The organism is Flavobacteriales bacterium (assembly GCA_020635855.1).
In the GTDB taxonomy this organism is placed as follows: Bacteria; Bacteroidota; Bacteroidia; order JACJYZ01; family JACJYZ01; genus JACJYZ01.
Genome location: JACJYZ010000003.1, coordinates 622555 through 641052 on the forward strand (window position 1 = coordinate 622555; position 18498 = coordinate 641052).

15 protein-coding genes are annotated in these 18498 nt (G+C 50.2%); 10 read left to right on the top strand and 5 right to left on the bottom strand.

Features of this window, described 5'->3' with window-relative positions; genetic code table 11:
* Positions 1–28 precede the first annotated feature (28 nt).
* Positions 29–2539: an LPS-assembly protein LptD gene (locus tag H6585_11015; GenBank protein MCB9448864.1), complete on the bottom strand. Its 2511-nt coding sequence runs from the start codon at positions 2537–2539 to the stop codon at positions 29–31.
* A 136-nt stretch (positions 2540–2675) separates the two neighbouring features.
* Between H6585_11015 and H6585_11020 the strand changes: the two genes are divergently transcribed.
* From H6585_11020 to H6585_11040, 5 genes are all read left to right on the top strand, one after another.
* The gene (locus tag H6585_11020; protein ID MCB9448865.1) at positions 2676–3866 is read left to right on the top strand and encodes an N-acetylmuramoyl-L-alanine amidase; all 1191 of its coding nucleotides are present in this window, start codon (positions 2676–2678) and stop codon (positions 3864–3866) included.
* A gap of 12 nt (positions 3867–3878) precedes the next feature.
* Complete coding sequence (locus H6585_11025) at positions 3879–4850, top strand: MCE family protein (protein MCB9448866.1); 972 nt, start codon at positions 3879–3881, stop codon at positions 4848–4850.
* A 21-nt stretch (positions 4851–4871) separates the two neighbouring features.
* Entirely contained in the window at positions 4872–6185 is a 1314-nt protein-coding gene (locus H6585_11030) for a 4Fe-4S dicluster domain-containing protein (GenBank protein MCB9448867.1), read from the top strand.
* 65 nt (positions 6186–6250) lie between these two features.
* A complete protein-coding gene (locus H6585_11035; protein ID MCB9448868.1) occupies positions 6251–7018 on the top strand; it encodes a (Fe-S)-binding protein in 768 nt (255 codons plus the stop codon).
* Positions 7008–7514, top strand: a complete 507-nt coding sequence (locus H6585_11040) for an ABC transporter ATPase (protein ID MCB9448869.1) — start codon at positions 7008–7010, stop codon at positions 7512–7514. The genes H6585_11035 and H6585_11040 overlap by 11 nt, the downstream gene beginning before the upstream one ends.
* A gap of 3 nt (positions 7515–7517) precedes the next feature.
* Here the strand turns inward: H6585_11040 and H6585_11045 are convergent, their stop codons facing one another.
* From H6585_11045 to H6585_11055, 3 genes are all read right to left on the bottom strand, one after another.
* Complete coding sequence (locus H6585_11045) at positions 7518–8891, bottom strand: SPOR domain-containing protein (protein MCB9448870.1); 1374 nt, start codon at positions 8889–8891, stop codon at positions 7518–7520.
* A 16-nt stretch (positions 8892–8907) separates the two neighbouring features.
* Positions 8908–9792, bottom strand: a complete 885-nt coding sequence (locus tag H6585_11050; GenBank protein ID MCB9448871.1) for a hypothetical protein — start codon at positions 9790–9792, stop codon at positions 8908–8910.
* Between the two features lie 151 nt (positions 9793–9943).
* On the bottom strand, positions 9944–10885 hold the full coding sequence (locus H6585_11055; protein ID MCB9448872.1) for an SDR family NAD(P)-dependent oxidoreductase: 942 nt from the start codon (positions 10883–10885) through the stop codon (positions 9944–9946).
* 159 nt (positions 10886–11044) lie between these two features.
* Here H6585_11055 and H6585_11060 point away from each other — a divergent pair, with 159 nt between their 5' ends.
* Complete coding sequence (locus tag H6585_11060) at positions 11045–11803, top strand: glycosyltransferase (protein ID MCB9448873.1); 759 nt, start codon at positions 11045–11047, stop codon at positions 11801–11803.
* 75 nt (positions 11804–11878) lie between these two features.
* On the opposite strand, the gene H6585_11065 is transcribed toward H6585_11060, so the two are convergent.
* On the bottom strand, positions 11879–12853 hold the full coding sequence (locus tag H6585_11065) for a hypothetical protein (protein ID MCB9448874.1): 975 nt from the start codon (positions 12851–12853) through the stop codon (positions 11879–11881).
* 119 nt (positions 12854–12972) lie between these two features.
* Between H6585_11065 and H6585_11070 the strand changes: the two genes are divergently transcribed.
* Genes H6585_11070 through H6585_11085 form a run of 4 tightly spaced genes read left to right on the top strand, consistent with a single transcriptional unit; the run spans position 12973 to position 18495 of the window.
* Positions 12973–13941: a nitronate monooxygenase gene (locus tag H6585_11070; protein MCB9448875.1), complete on the top strand. Its 969-nt coding sequence runs from the start codon at positions 12973–12975 to the stop codon at positions 13939–13941.
* Positions 13938–15182, top strand: coding sequence for an insulinase family protein (locus H6585_11075; protein ID MCB9448876.1), 1245 nt, complete (start codon positions 13938–13940; stop codon positions 15180–15182). Before H6585_11070 ends, H6585_11075 begins: the two co-directional genes overlap by 4 nt.
* Positions 15179–16468 (top strand): insulinase family protein, encoded by a 1290-nt coding sequence (locus H6585_11080; GenBank protein MCB9448877.1) that lies wholly within the window; start codon positions 15179–15181, stop codon positions 16466–16468. The genes H6585_11075 and H6585_11080 overlap by 4 nt, the downstream gene beginning before the upstream one ends.
* Before the next feature lie 5 nt (positions 16469–16473).
* Positions 16474–18495 (top strand): gliding motility-associated C-terminal domain-containing protein, encoded by a 2022-nt coding sequence (locus H6585_11085; GenBank protein ID MCB9448878.1) that lies wholly within the window; start codon positions 16474–16476, stop codon positions 18493–18495.
* Positions 18496–18498: the final 3 nt, after the last annotated feature.

Genomic DNA, 18498 nt, shown 5'->3' on the forward strand with positions numbered 1-18498 from the left:
TGTAGTGTTGTCCGGAAGCGATCGGTTTTTACCTCAGGATCGATTGGTCTACCCAATCCTTCCTTTTGGTGATCTTCAGGTCTTGCAGCACCGGGGCTTTTACCCTGATCGACAGGTTGTAGCTCTGGCGTGAACCGAAGGGAATATAGAAAAAGCTCATTTCCCAGCAGTGAAGGTCCCGGTTGATGGTGATGGTGGTATAAGAGAATTGGCCTTTGGTCAGGTCGTAACCTGAATAGAAGCTGGCTTTCCACTTAGGGGTAAGACTCAGGTCGCCGTTGAATGCAAGGGTTTGTTGCAGGGTTGATTCGGGGAGTTGTTTGGTGTAGTTTACGATGTAGTTCATGCGCAACGTCCAGGGTATGGAAAAATCAACCTGTCCTGCGATGGGGAAGAGTCCGGGTGAAATGCCCGGTGTGGATCCTTCCGTTTTTGCTCCTTTGTGGGACAGGCTCAGGTCGATGGATGCCCGCATGTTGACCAGCCTGGCAAGGCGTTTGTTTTCCAGGATTTCAAGACGGTTGAGGGTTCGGTTCTGGGTGTCGGTTACGTACGGACTGTATGCGCTTCCGAATGTGACGTTAAGGAAAGGCAGCGGTGTGGCACGCGCCTGGATGTTGATGGGCTGCCATTGGATGCTGTCGGCTGCCAGGTTATAGGCGGTACTGACAGACAGGTTGTCGATCAGCTTGATCTTTTTCGCCTGACCGGTGGTGTCATCAGCGGCAGGGCGCACCTTCATCTCCACGTTGTTCTGCACGCCGAAGTTGATCAGGCCGCTCTTTCCTTTGGCCGGACCGCCGAACATGCCCTGCTCATATATGGAATACACGTCATAGTTGGGGATTGTGTCTCTCTGAACGGTATTGTAATAGCCGTAACCGGGCTTGCTGAAATCCGGGCGCCAGCTCATGCCCACGGACGGTGTGGCCACGTGCCGTATGGCCTGGATCCACGCGTTCTTTCCGAAGCCCACCATTCCGTAGACCTTCGTGTTGAGTGACGTGCCCACGCCCCAGTCTCGTGCAGCCGAAAACTGTTGTACGGTTTGGGATTGCACCGTGTGCGTTTCCGGATCCCAATCCTTGTGGGTGGTTTCGAAATACCAGTACTCATTGTATTGGGCGGATTGCGACCAGGTGAAATATTTAAACACCCTGAATGAATTGCTGAGGGGGATGGAATGGCGGATGCCTTTTCGTGTGTCCCGCAGGGTGTAATGGCTCAACGGAATGGTATCTAGCAAATTGATGTCGTTCTTCATGCTCATGGTATAGCTGATGCCGGCGTTGCTGAAAAGCCCTTTTTTCCCCGCTCTGGGTTTGGGGGTCAGGCGGTTCATGGTCAGCGTGAGTTGGGGTAGCGACAATTCAACCTGGTGGGATTGCACGTTCTGGTGGTGCCGGAGGTTCAGGTTCATGTTAAACGGTGTGCCGCGAAAACTCTTTGAATAGGCGATGCTGGACGAGAAATCATTGTTGAGTGCTTCGTTGGCTTGGAGAGAATTGTTGCGGTAGTAGTCGCTGCTGGTGATGTTTACATTTGCAGAGAACTGGCTTCCGGGCAGTGCCTTGGCATCTACCGAGTGGTTCCAGCGAATGAAGAAATCGTTGCGTTCGCTGTAGTCGGGAAATTCCTTTTCTCCGAACTTAAGGCTGGAATACCCCGCCGATAGGGTACCCCTGAAGCGGTATCTCACCGCATAGTTGCTTGCAGTTCGCAATCCCCAACTTCCTAGTGAATAAACATCGCCGCGTACCTGCAGGTTGATATAGTCGTTAATGGCGAAAAAATAGCCGCCGTCGCGGAGGGAGAACCCGAGGGTTTTGGTTTCGCCGTAGGAAGGCATCAGGATGCCGGATCTTTGTTCCTTCTTGTTCGGAAACAAGCCGAACGGCAATGCCAACGGGGTTGGAACGTCTTCTATCACGAGGTAGGCAGGTCCTGTGATGATCTTGTTGTTGGGGATTACTTTCAGCTTGGAGGCATGCAGGGAAAAGTGAGGATGTTCAAGGTCGCAGGTGGTGTAATCCCCCCCGTGGATATAATACACGTCATTGGTGTCTTTTTTGACAACCTGTCCATGCACATAGCCGTCGCCCTCGCTGGTAATCACTTCATTGATCCGGCCCTTTTTGGTGGTGAAATTATAATCGATTTGCCTGGCGGTGAAATTTTCGCCATCGTCGGCAAAGACCGGTTTGACATCTTTTCCACTGCTGTCGGGTCTTGTTTCAGCATGCAGGGTATTCGTGGTCCAGTCAATCTCTATATAAGGAGCTTCCAGTTGTGTGGTTTCGTAGTTGATCTTTGCATTTCCCCAAAGCAAGATCTTTTTCCCTTCCACGTCAAACCGGATGGAATCGTTTGCACTGTATTCCACTTTTGATTTGAGGTCGCCGGTTTGGCCCTCTTTTTGCGTTTGTTGAATGGAGTCGGCAGGATGTTCGCCATCTCCCGCTGTCTGTGCAAAAGCAGAAGTTGCCGTTAAAACATACAGCAACGTTGTGAATGCGGATATGACAGCAACGCGGTTCAACTTATGAAGGAGATCGGTGGTTGGATCATTGTAAATAGTAGAGAAACTAACCTTTTATTGTGTAAAAATAATCCCAATGTTTTGATTTGGGTGTACGTTGCTGTATTAACTTGGCTTTTCGGAAACGTCTTGTGTCATGAAAAAGATCACATGTTTACTGTTGTTATTGGCGTTTGCACCGGTGTTAACATCTTTCGTGCCAAAGGGTGGGGAAGAGGGGTATAAGATCCGCACGGTGGTGATTGATCCCGGTCATGGTGGTCATGATCCCGGTTGTTCGGGTGTAAAGGCGAAGGAAAAAGATGTGGCATTGGCGCTGGCATTAAAGCTGGGCAAGCACATTGAGGAGCAGTACAAGGACATCAAGGTCATCTACACGCGCAAAGACGACCGCTTCATCGAACTTCACAGGAGGGCCGCCATTGCCAATGAGAACCATGCGGATCTCTTTATATGCATCCACCTGAACTCCGGGCCCGCCACCGCGTATGGAGCGGAAACCTATGTGATGGGTTTGCACAAGAGCGCGGCCAACCTGGAAGTGGCCAAGCGTGAGAACGCTTCCATCCTGCTTGAAGAAGGATACGAGGAACAGTACGACGGGTATGATCCCAAGTCGCCGGAAGGAAGCACCATCCTGGAATTGTTCCAGAGCGCTTACCTTGATCAGAGCCTGGCCTTCGCCACCCGGGTTCAGGACAACTACCGGGGCAAGGCCAAAATGAAAGACCGGGGCATCAAGCAGGCAGGCTTCCTGGTGTTGTACAAAACCACCATGCCCAGCGTACTGATCGAATCCGGTTTTCTGACCAACCCTTCGGAAGAAAAGTTCCTCACATCGGAAGAGGGACAGTCCAAAATCGCCGAAGGTTTGTTTACCGCTTTTTCGTCCTATAAGAAGGAGCTTGAATCCAGGTCGCCCGGCACCATCGTGGAGCAGGCCCCTGAAGATTCAACGGAAGGCGAGTCATCCAATATGGCAGATCATGAAATACGTGTGAACGGAAAGCCGGTGAATCAGGGAAGCACAGGAGAACAGCCGGCTGTGGGCGAAAGCGAAGCGGGTATCGTATTTAAAGTACAAATCGTATCTTCGGCCAACAGAATTCCAATGAGTGATCCGTCGTTCCAGAACCTTCCTGACTTGAAAGAATACAATGAAGAGGGCATCTTCAAATATGCCGCGGGCAAGGCCAGGACGTTTACAGATGCAACCGCATTGCAGAAAGACATCCGGGCAAAAGGGTTTGCGGATGCATTTGTGGTGGCATTCAGGGACGGAAAGAAAATTCCATTGAAAGATGCGCTGGATGCCCAGGGAAAATAAAGTGAACACAAAGTGAAAGTTACCAGGGAAGTAAAAATCGGGGCTGTTGTCCTAATCGGACTTGTATTGCTCGTTTGGGGGTTCAATTACCTGAAGGGAACCAATATCTTTTCCAGCAAAAGCATTTATTACGCCAAGTATGAACACATCGACGGATTGGCAGAAGCCAACCCGGTTCTGGTGAAGGGTGTGAAAGTAGGCCAGGTTTACAGCATTGAGATGGTTGACGGGCAGGATGCCCGGATCAAAGTTGGGTTTTCGATGAACAGCAAATCATTCAGGATACCTGTTGATTCAAAGGCGCGCATTGTGAGTGCCAACCTGATGGGTGACAAGTCCATCGAGGTGAATCTGGGAAGCAGCGATCAGTTCCTTGAACCGGGTGGTACCCTGAAAGGTGAGGTGGAAGAAAGCCTTTCGGAAGGCATTTCCAAAATGATGGCGCCGCTGCAAACCAAGGCCAATGAAATGATGGGGTCACTGGATTCCGTGCTTACCGTGATCCAGTATATCTTCAACGAAGGCACCCGGGAAAGTCTTAAAGAAAGTTTCGTGCGGTTAAGAAATACCATCAAGAACTTTGAAAAATCTTCCGGTCAGCTCGACAATATGCTCTCGGACCAGGACGGAAATTTCACAGTGATCATGAACAACCTGTCAAGCATCACCACCAATATCCGCAACAATAATGGTGCGTTGACCAATGCCATCAACAATTTCTCCACCATCAGTGATACCCTCGCCCGCGCCAATATTTCCAACACCATCACCAACCTGAACGGTTCGCTGGAAAAACTGGCCGTGATTTTTAATAAACTCGAGAAAGGCGAAGGCACTGCGGGTAAGTTGCTTCAGGATGAAGATTTGTACGATCAACTCACCAAAGCTTCCGCCGGTTTGGATAGCCTTGTCAGGGATTTTCACCGACATCCGCGCACATATCTGAAACCTTTCGGTAAACGAAATAACCCCAATGCGCCCTAGCGGCGTTGCTACGCATCACCCATGAGCAAACAAATCGCATTCACGATTTTCTTCCTGGCAGCCATTGGTGTATTCGGTTACACGATTTCCCGGCTCAGGCGCTTTTTCAAACTCACAAAAAAAGACTTCCCGCTGGATAACATTCCGGAACGGATCCGCCAAACCCTTCTGGTGGCATTCGGCCAGACCAAGATCCTGAGGAGACCGATGATCGGACTGATGCACGCGTTCGTTTGGTGGGGCTTCCTTGTTATCACCATAGGAACCGCGGAAATGATGGTGGATGGCCTGGTGGGTACGGAACGTTTTCTGGGTAAGATCCTCGGGCCGGTTTACACCGCCATCATGGCATCCGGTGATGTGCTTGCAGCCTTTATCGTATTCGCATGTATCTCCTTCCTTGCACGCAGGTATGTGATCAAAGTGAAGCGGTTCTCCGGCGTTGAAATGACACCAACCGCCAACCTGGATGCCACCGTTGCTTTGCTCATGATCCTTTTCCTGATGGTTTCCCTCCTGGGCATGAACATCGCCTATGTGAAACTGGCGGGCGCGGAAAAGGTGGGCGTATACCCGGTGAGTGAATCCCTGCAGGGACTGGTGGCCAATATCGGAGGCAGTACAGTGGCGAAACTTCATGAACTGAGCTGGTGGACACATATCGTGCTGGTGCTTGTGTTCATGAACATCCTCCCGTATTCCAAACACTTCCACGTATTCATGTCGGTACCCAACGTTTTCTTTACACGTCTCGGCCCGTATACCAAACTGCGTAACATGGAAAGTGTGACAAAGGAAGTAAAAGCCATGCTCGATCCTTCAGCCACCATCGAGCCCCAGGCGGCGGATGCACCCATTCCCAGGTTCGGCGTGAAAGATGTTGAAGATGTCAACTGGAAGAATTACGCCGATTCGCTCACGTGCACCCAATGTGGCAGGTGTACGTCCGTATGCCCGGCCAACACAACGGGAAAACTGCTTTCACCGAGAAAAATACTTGTGGATCTGAGGCACCGGATGAACGACAAGGGGCCCGGGCTTTCAAGGGATCCCCAGTATACCGACGGCAAAGCCCTGGTAGGAGATTACATCACCCAGGAAGAGCTGTGGGCATGCACCACCTGCAACGCGTGCGTACAGGAATGCCCTGTGAACATCGACCACGTGTCACTGATCGTTGACATGCGCAGAAGCCTTGTGATGGAGGATTCCTCCGCCCCTGAGTCGCTCGTAGCCATGTTCACCAACATTGAAAATAATGGTGCTCCATGGCAATTCTCGCCATCCGACCGGATGAGGTGGGCCGATGATCTGTTCAGCAACAAAGCGTCTTAATCATGACCGATTCCAATCAAGACAACCAACAGGCATCTGCGCCCAGGGCCATCAAGGTTCCGACCATGGCGGAAATGACTGCCGCCGGTGAGCAACCCGAAATTCTGTTTTGGGTGGGATGTGCAGGTGCATTTGACGACAGGTACAAAAAGGTGACCCGCGCATTTGTGAAAATACTGGATGCGTTGGGTGTGAAATATGCCGTGCTTGGTACAGAGGAAAGTTGTACAGGTGATCCGGCACGAAGGGCAGGGAACGAATTCCTTTTTCAGATGCAGGCGATGGGAAACATCACCGTGTTGAACGGCTACGGCATCAAAAAGATCGTAACCGCCTGCCCGCATTGCTTCAATACACTGAAGAACGAGTATCCAGATTTGGGCGGTACATATGAAGTGATTCACCATTCCACATACCTTCAGCAACTGATTGATGAGGGCAAGCTGCGTGTTTCAGACGGGAAACCGTTCAAAGGACGCCGCATCACCTTTCATGATTCGTGTTATCTCGGACGCGGTAACAACATTTATGATGCACCGCGGAATGTGCTGGAACAGTTGGATGCCGACCTGGTGGAAATGAAAAGAAGCCGCAGTCGGGGTTTGTGCTGTGGGGCGGGTGGAGCGCAGATGTTCAAAGAGGCGGAAAGGGGCGATAAGGAGGTGAATGTTGAGCGCACCGAGGAAGCACTTGCAACCGGATGCCAGATTGTGGCCACCGCTTGTCCGTTTTGCATGACAATGATGGAAGATGGGACCAAGCACTTTAACAAGGAAGACCAGGTGAAGGTTTATGACCTCGCCGAACTGATCGCTACTGCCAATGACCTTTGATTCGCAAAATACCGACCACCTGCCCGGCAATGCAAGGGTATGGATCTTCCAGGCGGGTCGCGCACTTTCCGCTGATGAGCAAAGCCGGGTAGACGAATGGGTAGGAGCGTTCCTTCGCCAATGGGATAGCCATGGCGCCAAAATGGATGCAGCTTACCTGGTGATTCATGACCGGTTCCTGATTTTATTTGCGGATGAATCTTCCGTGCAAGCAAGCGGTTGTTCCATTGATAAGATCTTTGCGGTTGTGCAAAAGGCCGGGGTGGAACTGGGGGTTGATTTCCTGGATAAAAAGCAGATCGCTTATCGTGACGTGGAGGGACAGGTAACCAGCAAACCCATGTCGGAGTTTCGCAAAATGCTTGAAGCCGGCGATCTGGGCCCGGATACCATTGTGTTCAACAACCTGGTGAATACCAAAGATGAATTCCTGAAATCCTGGGAGGTGCCGATGCGTGAAAGCTGGCATGCCCAATGGCTGGAAGGTGTGCGGTAAAGGTTATTGATTGCTCAACGCCTTCGCTTCGGTAACCGGGATGTACACCCCTTTGTCGAAAGCAATGACAAAAGCACCGTTCACACCGTTGTTTTTTGCCAGCTGGCCCCTTTGAACGGATGCTTCCGAGAATTTTTTGTAGTTACCGACGTAGTACTTGTACCAACCATTCGCATGTACAACAGAGATCTTATCGGCACTGATGTTGTACTTGTTGCTGAAGACGCTTGTTGAGATTTTGCTCTTTGAAGCGCCGATCTGAACCCCGTAGGTGATGATGTGTTCGGCGGTGGCTTTGTTGGGAGCAGGTGCCGGACGAACAGTTTCTTCCTCTGCGGGGGGCGCTTCATCATCATCGGTAGCTGTCTCCGTGCTTTGTGCGGCTTCCTTCGCTGCGGCTTCTTCCGCTTTCCTTTTTGCCTCTGCCTCTGCTTTGTCTTTCTCCGCCTTTAGTTGGGCCGCCGCTTCCTTTTCTTTTCTTGCCTTGGCTTCCTCCTCTGCAGCTTTGTGTGCCGCTTCTTCATCGGCTTTGCGTTTGGCTTCGGCCTTTGCTTCCTCTTCCGCTTTTTTTGCTTCAGTCTGTCTGGCTGCTTCCTTTTCCTCTGCAGCTTGATGCGCAGCTGCCTCTTCCGCCTTACGTTTGGCTTCGGCTTCGGCCTGTTCTTTTTCCGCTTTCACCCGGGCTTCCTCTTCTGCTTTTTTGGCGGCATCCTTTTCGGCCTTGTGTTTGTCTGCTTTGTCTTCTTTTGGTTTTTCTGCTTCCTCTTTTGCCTGGTCACCCGCATCTGCGGTCACCGTTTCCTGTGACGTTGTTGCCGCACTTTCTTCGGGATCAGGTGCCGTTGTTTTGACCTCCTTCAGACCTTGGTTGGTGCTGATGAGGGTACGTGTTTCTTTGCTGTCTCCTTCGCCGCTGATGCTCAGGATATCGGTTTTCACATCGGCGGTTTCAATCAGGATTCTTGCAGGAGGTATATCTGCATTGCGTTTTTCTCCCCCCACCATGTAAGAGAACTTACCGTTGATGGAGAAGGAGCCACCTTCCGCGTCACGGGTGATGAGTTCATATTTGACAGTGAAGTCCGGTTGATCGGGGAGGGCCAGCCAGATGATTTTAACCATCCTGTCGTCCTGGGAGAAGGTGCCTTTGGCTACATCGATGGGTTTTGCTTCCAGTCCTTTCGGCAGCATTTGCTGGATTTTTCCGATCCCGGAAATGTATCCCTTGTTGATGGTGATGGTTACGACAACCTTTTTTCCCGCATCAATTTTCGAATCCGAAAAGGATTGACTGATCTTCACATTCTGCGCACATGCATGGGCAACGATTGCTGATAAAAAGACGATGCTCCATGCGATCTTCATAACACTCTTCATAGGGAGAACGCTGGTTTTATTCACCGAGCAACTTTTTGACTTTGCTCGCTGACAGGTATTGTCCGTGCTGGTCGCCAACCACCAGTGCGGTTTTTACATATTTTTTTCCGGCCATTTCACGCTTGTAGGCGTTGGCTTCTTTGTAGCTCTGAAATTGCCCGATGGCATATATTCTCTTTGTCCGGTCCTTGATTACGTATATGTCTTCATCAATTTTATTCTTCTTCTTGTATTTTTCGAGGTCAATTTCCTTTGTGTCCGTGAAGATTTGCAGACGGTAATATACTTCCGGCTTTTCTTCCACAGGTTTCTCTTCCTCACTGGATCCGACGGTGCTGACACCGGCAGCTTCGCGGATCTCGGCAGCCGAGGTGGCTGTGTTGTCAGCGGAGTCGCTGGGTAGGATGGTTCGGATCTCGTCTCCGTCGCCTTCTCCTTTGATGGTAATAACGTTTCCACCCAGTTCCTTACCAATTACAACCCTTTCGGCGGGAATATTTACCAGCTTCATCTGGTCATCTTCAAAATAGGAGAAGCGTCCTGAAATGGAATAGGAGCCTGTTGCATCTTCGGAGGTTTCAACCTCAAACGAAACGTAGAATTCATTGGGTACCGGGAGGTTTTTCCAGCTGATGGTGGCCATGCGATTCTCAAAACTGAATATACCGCCTTCGGTTTCGATTTCATTGGCAGTAAATCCTTCGGGAAGGAGTGTGGTAACCTTGCCTTTGACCTCCATTTCACCTTTGACAATATGAACAGTGATGGTGAAGGTTTCACCTGGGTCAATCAGGTTGGGTTCAAAGGAATAGCTGGCGTGAACGGATCCGGCTTCGGTGTCGGCAAATGCACCGGAGCATGAAAGGGCCATGAACAGAATCAAAAGTCGAAAATGTTTCATCTCAACGAAATTAGGGGGCACCAAATCAAAAATTGTGAACTACCGCATGGCTAATTCGGACGAATGGCATACCGCAAATGGGTACTCCGCCTTCACTCTTAAGAGCAAATGTAATCTTTTTTTGGATGCGAGGGTAGCCCCTGGGACGGGTTTAAGACGATTGGGTAGCGCCTTCGGTGAGCATCAGGAGTGATTGCAGTCCGGCCTGGATGGAAGTGGTGGGTTTATAATTCACGGCTTCGAATAATTTCTGTGAACTGCCAAGGCGTCTCTCTATTTCGAAATCGTAGCGTTTCTGAGGCGCTTTGATGAAGGTGATTTCCGAATTGGACAGGGTCAGGGATTTGATCTCTTCTGCCAGTTCCCTGATCGAGATTTCGTCTTCATTGGCGATGTTGAAGATCTCAGATCCTTTGACTTTTCCAGCCAATCGGATCACCGCCTCCACCGTGTCATCAATGAAGGTGAAATCCCGTGTTTGTTGTCCGTCTCCAAATACAGTTATTGGACGATGACGCAGCGCCTGATCAATGAAACGCGGGATCACCATGCGGGTATCCTGCTTTTCTCCATATACGTTGAAAAACCGCAGGCTGATGGAGTTCAATCCTTTTTCCTCAAAGAGTGCGGCGAGGTAGATCTCGTTGTACCTTTTGGCGATGGCATAGCTGGTGCGTGGATCCAACTGGATGTTTTCTGTCACACTTTTTTCTATGGCCGAATGACCGTATACACCGCTGGTGGAGGCATATATCACCTTTTCTGCGCCAATTTCAATGGCCACTTTAGCAACATTTTGCATACCGATGCATTCTGTTTCCATGGTTTCCACCGGGTTATCTGCTACCACGTCTACGCCCAGGATGGCTGCGAAATGAAATATCTGATCACATCTTTTGCTCAATCTGCGCATGGCATCGATATCCCTGACATCCGCCTGTTCAAAATGCACCGCTTTCAGAATTTCCGGATCCAGTTTATTGCCACGAAGCAGGATGTCGGCAACCACAACTTCATTTCCATCTTCCACCAGTCGCTTGACCAAGTGGCTTCCGATAAATCCAGCACCTCCGGTAACAAAAATTTTTTTCATGCGCGGTTTTTCTAAGAATGGACGGATTTTTTTACGGACACAAACATATAAAGTTTTGGTAAATCCGATACCCTGGTGGTCATTTCACCACAAAGGAAGTATTTTTTAACTAAGGGTGATTAGATTTGTACCCCAATTCAGGGCCGAATGACCATGTCCATCTCCATCAGTTTGATTACGGTTTGCAGGAATAATAGCGACACCATTGCAGAAAGCCTCGCAAGTGTGAATGCTCAGACCTATGAAAACCTGCAATACATTGTTGTGGATGGTTGTTCAACCGACGGTACATGCGAGATCATCCGTAAACAAGGGGTGAGGGTATCCCAACTCATATCCGAAGAAGACAATGGAATCTATGACGCCATTAACAAAGGGCTTTCCATGGCACAAGGTGATGTCATTGGTTTGCTACACGCAGATGACATGCTGGCACATGCAAGCGTGCTTGAAGACGTGGCAAGAGGATTCCAAACATCTGATTGTGATGCCTTGTACGGCGACCTGGTGTATGTAAATCGCACCGACGCCAATCAGGTGGTGCGGTATTGGAAATCGGGTGTTTATGTTCAGGATATGTTTCGCAAGGGATGGATGCCGCCACATCCTACTTTTTATATCAAAAAGGAATGGATTGAGCGCTATGGTGCCTACGATTTGCGTTTCCGCACGTCGGCTGACTATGAATTCATGTTGCGGATGGTACACAAGCATGGGGCGAAGTTGCACTATATTCCGGAGGTTATGGTGAAAATGCGCGTGGGAGGACAAAGCAATGAAAACATAGGTAACCGTTTGCGGGCGAATCGGGAAGATCGTATGGCTTGGCGCGTGAACGGCTTGCGTCCGGGGCCCCTTACATTGATTCGCAAACCCCTGTCCAAGTTAAGGCAGTTTCTTTTGCGTGGCACTTCCTGAAGCCGGTTCTCCTTTTTTGGTATAAAAAAACCCTTGTGCAAAATGCGCAAGGGTTTCTATGATTAAATATGTCGGTTATCGGCGGTACTTCGGGCGACTTCCGAAGCGATGATTGCTGTGTCTACCTTTCTTGGTTGAGAACATTTTACCAAGGCCAAAGCTGGAAGAACTTCTGCGTGCCGGCATGGCATAACCAACCTTCAGCACACCGAAGAAGTAACTATCGTTGTGTTTCGGGTCTCCTCTTTTGTCGCCGGGTTCGTAATAGGTTTCGGTTAAAGGATCATCCGTTCCGTCAATGGCAATGCGCTCTGCCGTGCGGTTAGCCAGTTCGGCAGCCGTCGAAGATAAAAGGCTGGGATCGACATACGTTGTGCTGATATCATCAAGGTAATCGGTAAATGTTTTTCTAAGTCCCAGTTCAACCCCTATGCGAAGATTTCGGTTGATGGTGCTGTAGTATCCGAGTCCCATGGGAATAATCATCGCAAAACGACTGTACTTGTCTCTGCCGTCTACAACACCCTGCCCTTCGGTTCCCAGTGGTTGCAGGGCATACCATATATTGTTGAGTTGTGCTTTGGGGTTGAAGTAGATTCCTCCCACACCCAGAAAAGTGTAAAAACTAACGTCAATTCGCGTGCGACCTCTTGTCTTGGTAAGCAAGTAACTGTGTCCGTAACGCTTGAATTTGAAGAAGGTGAATTCGCCTTGGGTGGAAACTTCAGTAATGCCGGTACGAAAGTGCAGGTTTCTGTACCGGCGTCCAAAGTTGGTTGAGTTGCTGTCGGCATTGGTAATTCTTCCGTACATCAAATTCATACTCATTCCGAATACCGGACTCATGCGAAAGCGAACATGCCCACCCACTTCATATCGGGTAGATTTAATTTTGAGATCGCCAATGAATCCTTGGCGGGCCTTTTCCTTTCCACCAATTTCGCCAAGGTAATTGCTCACACCAAGCGAGAAAGAATAATCCACCTGCTTTTGAGCAGATACAGTGAGATAACAGAAAGCAAGGAGGATTGCGGGCAAAAATTTTCTCATGGATGACATGTTTCGAGACAAAAGTAGGAATTTATGTCATTTATGTAGTTACCATTCCGAAGTTTCTTTAATTTGTATGCGGACATGTTGTACGAAGTTGTGATCGTTAGGGTTACGCCATGAATGAAGCTACAAACAGGTTGGTAAAATTGTTCGGAATCACATACCCTGTGGTTCAGGCCGGCATGATCTGGTGCAGTGGCTGGGAACTGGCTTCAGCAGTGAGCGCAGCAGGTGGATTGGGGTTGATCGGCGCAGGGTCGATGTACCCCGATGTTTTAGGCACGCATATCAGGAAATGCAGGGCATTTACACACCGGCCGTTCGGTGTGAATATCCCCCTGCTTTATCCGCAAATTTCCGATTTGATTGAGGTGGTTATTAAAGAAAAGGTCCCCATTGTTTTTACCTCAGCAGGAAACCCCGCAACATGGACTTCAAAACTAAAGGATTCAGGGATTACCGTGGTGCACGTGGTTGCCAACCTGAAATTCGCCCGAAAAGCGGTGGAAGCAGGTGTGGATGCGATTGTGGGTGAGGGATTCGAAGCTGGCGGTCACAATGGCCGCGAAGAAACAACCACCCTGTGTCTGATTCCCATGTTGAAGGAGGTTGTAGACATCCCTTTGATAGCTGCAGGTGGGATCGGTGGCGGGAGGGCCATGCTGGCGGCCATGGCGCTGGGAGCGGATGGCGTTCAGATCGGAAGCAGGTTCGTGGCATCTGCCGAATCATCTGCTCACCTGAACTTCAAGCAAAAGGTCGTGGATGCCGGAGATGGCGACACCAGACTTACATTGAAGGAACTGGCGCCGGTAAGGTTGTTGCGCAATAAATTTTTTGAAGACATTGAAGCCGCCTATCAGCGTGGTGCAGGTAAGGATGACCTGAAACAGCTGCTGGGTCAGCGCAGGTCAAAGAAAGGTATGTTTGAAGGTGAATTGGATGAAGGCGAATTGGAAATCGGTCAGGTATCGGCCCTCATCCATGATATACGTCCGGCAGCGGACATCCTCCATGGCCTGATCCGTGAATTCGATGAAGCCCGAAAAGAAATCAAACTTGATCCCAAGTATCAATTCTCATGATTGCATTTGAAAAGTTCAGACTTAACAACGGCCTGCGCATACTTGTGCATCCCGATCCAAGCACGCACCTGGCGGCAGTGAATATATTGTACGATGTGGGAGCCAGGGACGAAAACCCCGATCGTACCGGTTTTGCTCACCTTTTCGAACACCTGATGTTCGAGGGGTCGGAGAACATACGTCACTATGATCGCGCCCTCGAAGTGGCAGGAGGCACCAACAACGCTTTTACCAATAACGACATCACCAACTACTACCTGAGTCTCCCGGCAATGAACCTGGAAACCGCTTTCTGGCTGGAATCCGATCGCATGAAGGCTTTGCACTTTTCCGAGGAGAAACTTGCTGTGCAGAAGAACGTGGTGGTGGAAGAGTTCAAGCAACGTTATCTGAACCAGCCATATGCCGACGCCTGGCTACAGATTCGCCCGCTGGCATATACTTCGCACCCTTACCAATGGCCAACCATCGGAAAAAGCATTGCTCACATAGAGGATGCCACGTTGGATGAGGTGAAGTCCTTTTTCTACAAACACTACCGCCCACGCAATGCCATCATGGTGGTGGCAGGCGCCATTGAACCTGATGAGGTGTTCCGGTTAACTGAGAAATGGTTCGGTGATATCCCCTCAGGTGACCCATACGTGAGAAACCTTCCCCGGGAGCCGGCCCAGGATCAACGCCGCGAATTGGTGTTGGAAAGGGATGTGCCCTACGATGCGATTTACATGGCCTGGAAGATGCCTCCCCGAACGTCAGCTGGCTACTACCGCGGTGATCTGATTACCGATTTGCTTTCATCCGGACATTCTTCGCGTTTGTATGTGACACTTGTTCGCGAGAAGAAGTTGTTCTCCGATATTCAGGCATACACAACGGGTGAGATGGACGGTGGCCTGCTGATGATTTCCGGAAAGTTGAAACAGGATGTTTCCATTGAGCAGGGTGAGAAGGCCATCTGGGAAGTGTTGAATGGTTTGAAGTTGGCACCGGTGGATGCAGCTGCACTCGACCGGGTGAAAAACCGGGTTGAATCCATTTTTAGCTTTGGGCAGATGGATGTTGTCAACAGGGCCATGGAACTGGCATTGTTCGAATGGATGGGTGACGGCGCATACCTCAACCAGGAATTGAAAAAATATTTTGACGTTACCCCCGAACAAATCCGGGAAGAGGCAGAAAGCCTGTTGACGGAACATACGGTATCGGTGATTCATTACAAATCAAAACAGACATCATGAGCATAGACAGAACAACGATGCCCTCATTCACCGAAGTGAAAGGGATCGAACTGCTACCTATGGAGCGGCCGGGAGATGTAGGTGCATGGCCCGTGTATGCGCTCAATGCCGGTTTACAGGACGTGGTGCGCATTGACCTGGCGTTTTATCTGACCGGCGGAAGTCGCGCTGCTTTCATGGCCGATCGTGCGGCCAATGCCATGCTCAGAGATGGTACAAAGTCGCGCAGTTTTCTGGAGATGGCTGAAATACTTGATGGTTATGGCAGTCACCTCGGATTGCACACGGAAGGCAACCATGCCTTTGTAACGTTGTATGCACTGAACCGCAACCTGGCTCATGTGATCCCCGTGCTGCGTGACCTGGTGATGAATGCAACCTATCCGCAGGACCCGTTTGATGTTTACAGAAGTAACCAGGTGCAAACCATTCGGGTGAACCAGAAGAAGGTGGCCAAATGTGCACGGGAAAGGTTCCTTGATCAGCTATTCGGTGATCAGCATATGTATGGGTTCACGCCCGTGGAAGAAGATGTAAATGCCTTGAAAAGAGAAGATGTGCTGAAGGCACATGCACGCGTGTATGGCGCCCTTGGGCATTACGCTTTTGTCGCAGGTAAGCTTCCGGATACGCTGGGAGAACAGATGCGTGAACTGTTGGCCGACATACGGGTGGCAGAAAAAATGCCTGACCTGTCCGTACCCGCAGGAGCAGATCAACCTGACCGGGTGTTTATTCCTGTGGAAGGGTCTGTGCAGGCGGCCATACGAATCGGGAAACGAACGGTAAGCAAAATTCATCCCGATTATCCGGGCTTGCAGGTGTTGAACACCATCCTGGGAGGGTATTTCGGATCCAGGCTGATGACCAATATACGGGAAGATAAAGGTTATACCTACGGCATTAGTTCCGGTGTGGCATCCCTGCCCGATGCCGGTTATTTTTTCATTGCTACCGAAGTGGGAGGGGAAGTGTGCGGAAAAGCGATCAGGGAAATCAACCATGAACTGGATCGGCTTCGAACGGAACCAATCCCCGCAGAAGAACTGGATCTTGTTCGCAATTACCTGTTGGGTTCTTTGATGCGCAGTGCCGATGGACCTTTCGGGCAGGCGGATATGTACAAGGGGTTGCTGCATTATGGCCTGGATATCCGTTACCTGGAAAACCTTGTGGAAACGATTCGCGTTATTACGCCACAACAATTGCGTGATCTGGCGTTGAAATATCTGGATCCTTCAACCATGCACCAGGTGGTGGCCGGACCTGAAGGATGCATGGATTAAACCGTTTGAAACAGTGGATTCAAATAGCGTTGTGCCTGCTGGTCATGCCCCTGGCATCAACAGCACAAACACAGGAGGCTGTGCTTCACTGTATATCGGTGAATGCGAGCGGCTCGGCAACTCTTACGTGGACAGCACCCACCGATACATGCAGTGGTTTCGACCGGTATGATGTGTACGGTGCCGCTGCGCAAACCGGACCGTATTCGTTGCTGGCGCAAATCAATGATCCGGTACAGCTGAGTTATACTGATGGTGGAGCAAATGCCCAGAACGGATCCAGGTTTTATTATGTGCAAACGGTTTCCGCCTGTGGTTCCTTTTTATCGGATACCCTCAGTAGCATGTATCTGAAACTTAGCAATACCGGCGGATCCATTGCCGGTCTCAGCTGGAATGAGGTTCGTGTTCCGCTGCCCGTTACCGCCGTATTGCCATATCGGATATACCGGGAATATCCTCCGGGAAACTGGATGCTGGTTGGTACCTCTTCATCTCCTTCATTTAAAGATACGATCTCCATTTGCAACGCACAGGTCAACTACCGGGTTGAGTTGTCGGACAACAGCGGTTGTATATCTGTTTCTTCCGTTGACGGCGATGTTTTCAAAGACGTAAGCAGTCCGTCAATCCGGCAGCTGGATTCAGTCAGCGTGGATACATTAACCGGGAACCCAATATTGGGTTGGATCGGGAGTACGGAAAAAGACGCCGCCGGCTACCTCATCTATCAGTTTAAGGACGGATACTGGCAGCCGGTGGATACCATCTGGAGTGCAGATTCCACCTTTTACATGTTGAACGATACCACCTCCGGGTCTACACGGTTCAGGATTGCTGCCTTTGATAGTTGTTTCAATGTAAGTCCGTTCGGGGATGAACACCGGACCATGTACCTGTCGGCAACCTATGACCCCTGTGCACGAACCGCTTTGCTTGAATGGAATCCGTATATCAGTTGGAAAGACAGCGTCTCCCGTTATGACCTGTATGTAATGGCGGATGGTGGGGCGGCCTCGTTCCTCGCTTCGGTAACGGGAACGCAATATCTGGACACCGGACTTACGGCCTATTCCAACTATTGCTACCTCGTGCGCGCCGTGAGTGGAACCGGTACGAAAACGTCCACATCCAACAAGGCTTGTGTAACAGCCAATTCACCGCTTCAGCCGATGTTCGGCTATGTCACTACCGCTTCTGTGAATGGAAGTCAGGTGGATGTGAGGTTTTATGTGGATACAGCGGCAAGCGTGCAAGCATACCGTGTTTTGAGGTCTGACAGTCCTGGCGGAACATACACGACCGTTGCAACATTGCCCGTGACCACATCTCCGCTGATGACATACAGTGATGCGGATGTTGATGTGGCATCGGAAAGATACGCATACAAGCTTGAAGTGATCGACAGTTGCGGTATGTCGGCACTGACCTCCTCCAATTACGGTTACCCCATTCTGTGCAGTGTTGTGTCCGACTACAACTTTACAAACATGGTGAGTTGGACGGCATATGAGGATTGGCCCTCGGGCGTCGTAACGTATGGCATTTACCGTTCGGATGCGTTCAATGTGATTCCGGTACTGGTTGCTACGGTTGCAGGCGGAACATACAGCTATGCAGATGATGTGTCTGCATTGTATACCGGAGACGGGGCGTTCTGCTATACAATCGTGGCACAACCTGCAGCGGGTTATCCATGGCCTGTGGCTGATTCAAGTATGTCCAATACCGTGTGTGCCTACCAACTGCCGCGGTTGTTTATTCCGAATGCATTTACACCGAACAACGATCAGGTGAATGATGTGTTTTCGCCGGTCAGCATTTTCATTGACCCCCTGGAATATTCATTCATCGCTTTGAACCGGTGGGGGTTTGTGGTGTATGAAACCGATGACCCCAAGGCAGGGTGGGACGGTACTTACAAGGGGCATGACCAGCCCGTGGGTGTATATGTCTATTATGTGCGTATCAAGACCGTTGACGGACGGGCTTTCGAAAAACGCGGTACATTCAACCTAATCAGGTAGGTT

Excerpts from the sequence above, each read along its gene's own strand:
- H6585_11020 (MCB9448865.1), top strand. The coding sequence starts at position 2,676 with ATGAAAAAGATCACATGTTTACTGTTGTTATTGGCGTTTGCACCGGTG.
- H6585_11030 (MCB9448867.1), top strand. The coding sequence starts at position 4,872 with ATGAGCAAACAAATCGCATTCACGATTTTCTTCCTGGCAGCCATTGGT.
- H6585_11035 (MCB9448868.1), top strand. The coding sequence starts at position 6,251 with ATGGCGGAAATGACTGCCGCCGGTGAGCAACCCGAAATTCTGTTTTGG.
- H6585_11040 (MCB9448869.1), top strand. The coding sequence starts at position 7,008 with ATGACCTTTGATTCGCAAAATACCGACCACCTGCCCGGCAATGCAAGG.
- H6585_11075 (MCB9448876.1), top strand. The coding sequence starts at position 13,938 with ATGATTGCATTTGAAAAGTTCAGACTTAACAACGGCCTGCGCATACTT.
- H6585_11065 (MCB9448874.1), bottom strand. The coding sequence starts at position 12,853 with ATGAGAAAATTTTTGCCCGCAATCCTCCTTGCTTTCTGTTATCTCACT.
- H6585_11080 (MCB9448877.1), top strand. The coding sequence starts at position 15,179 with ATGAGCATAGACAGAACAACGATGCCCTCATTCACCGAAGTGAAAGGG.
- H6585_11070 (MCB9448875.1), top strand. The coding sequence starts at position 12,973 with ATGAATGAAGCTACAAACAGGTTGGTAAAATTGTTCGGAATCACATAC.
- H6585_11050 (MCB9448871.1), bottom strand. The coding sequence starts at position 9,792 with ATGAAACATTTTCGACTTTTGATTCTGTTCATGGCCCTTTCATGCTCC.
- H6585_11045 (MCB9448870.1), bottom strand. The coding sequence starts at position 8,891 with ATGAAGAGTGTTATGAAGATCGCATGGAGCATCGTCTTTTTATCAGCA.
- H6585_11055 (MCB9448872.1), bottom strand. The coding sequence starts at position 10,885 with ATGAAAAAAATTTTTGTTACCGGAGGTGCTGGATTTATCGGAAGCCAC.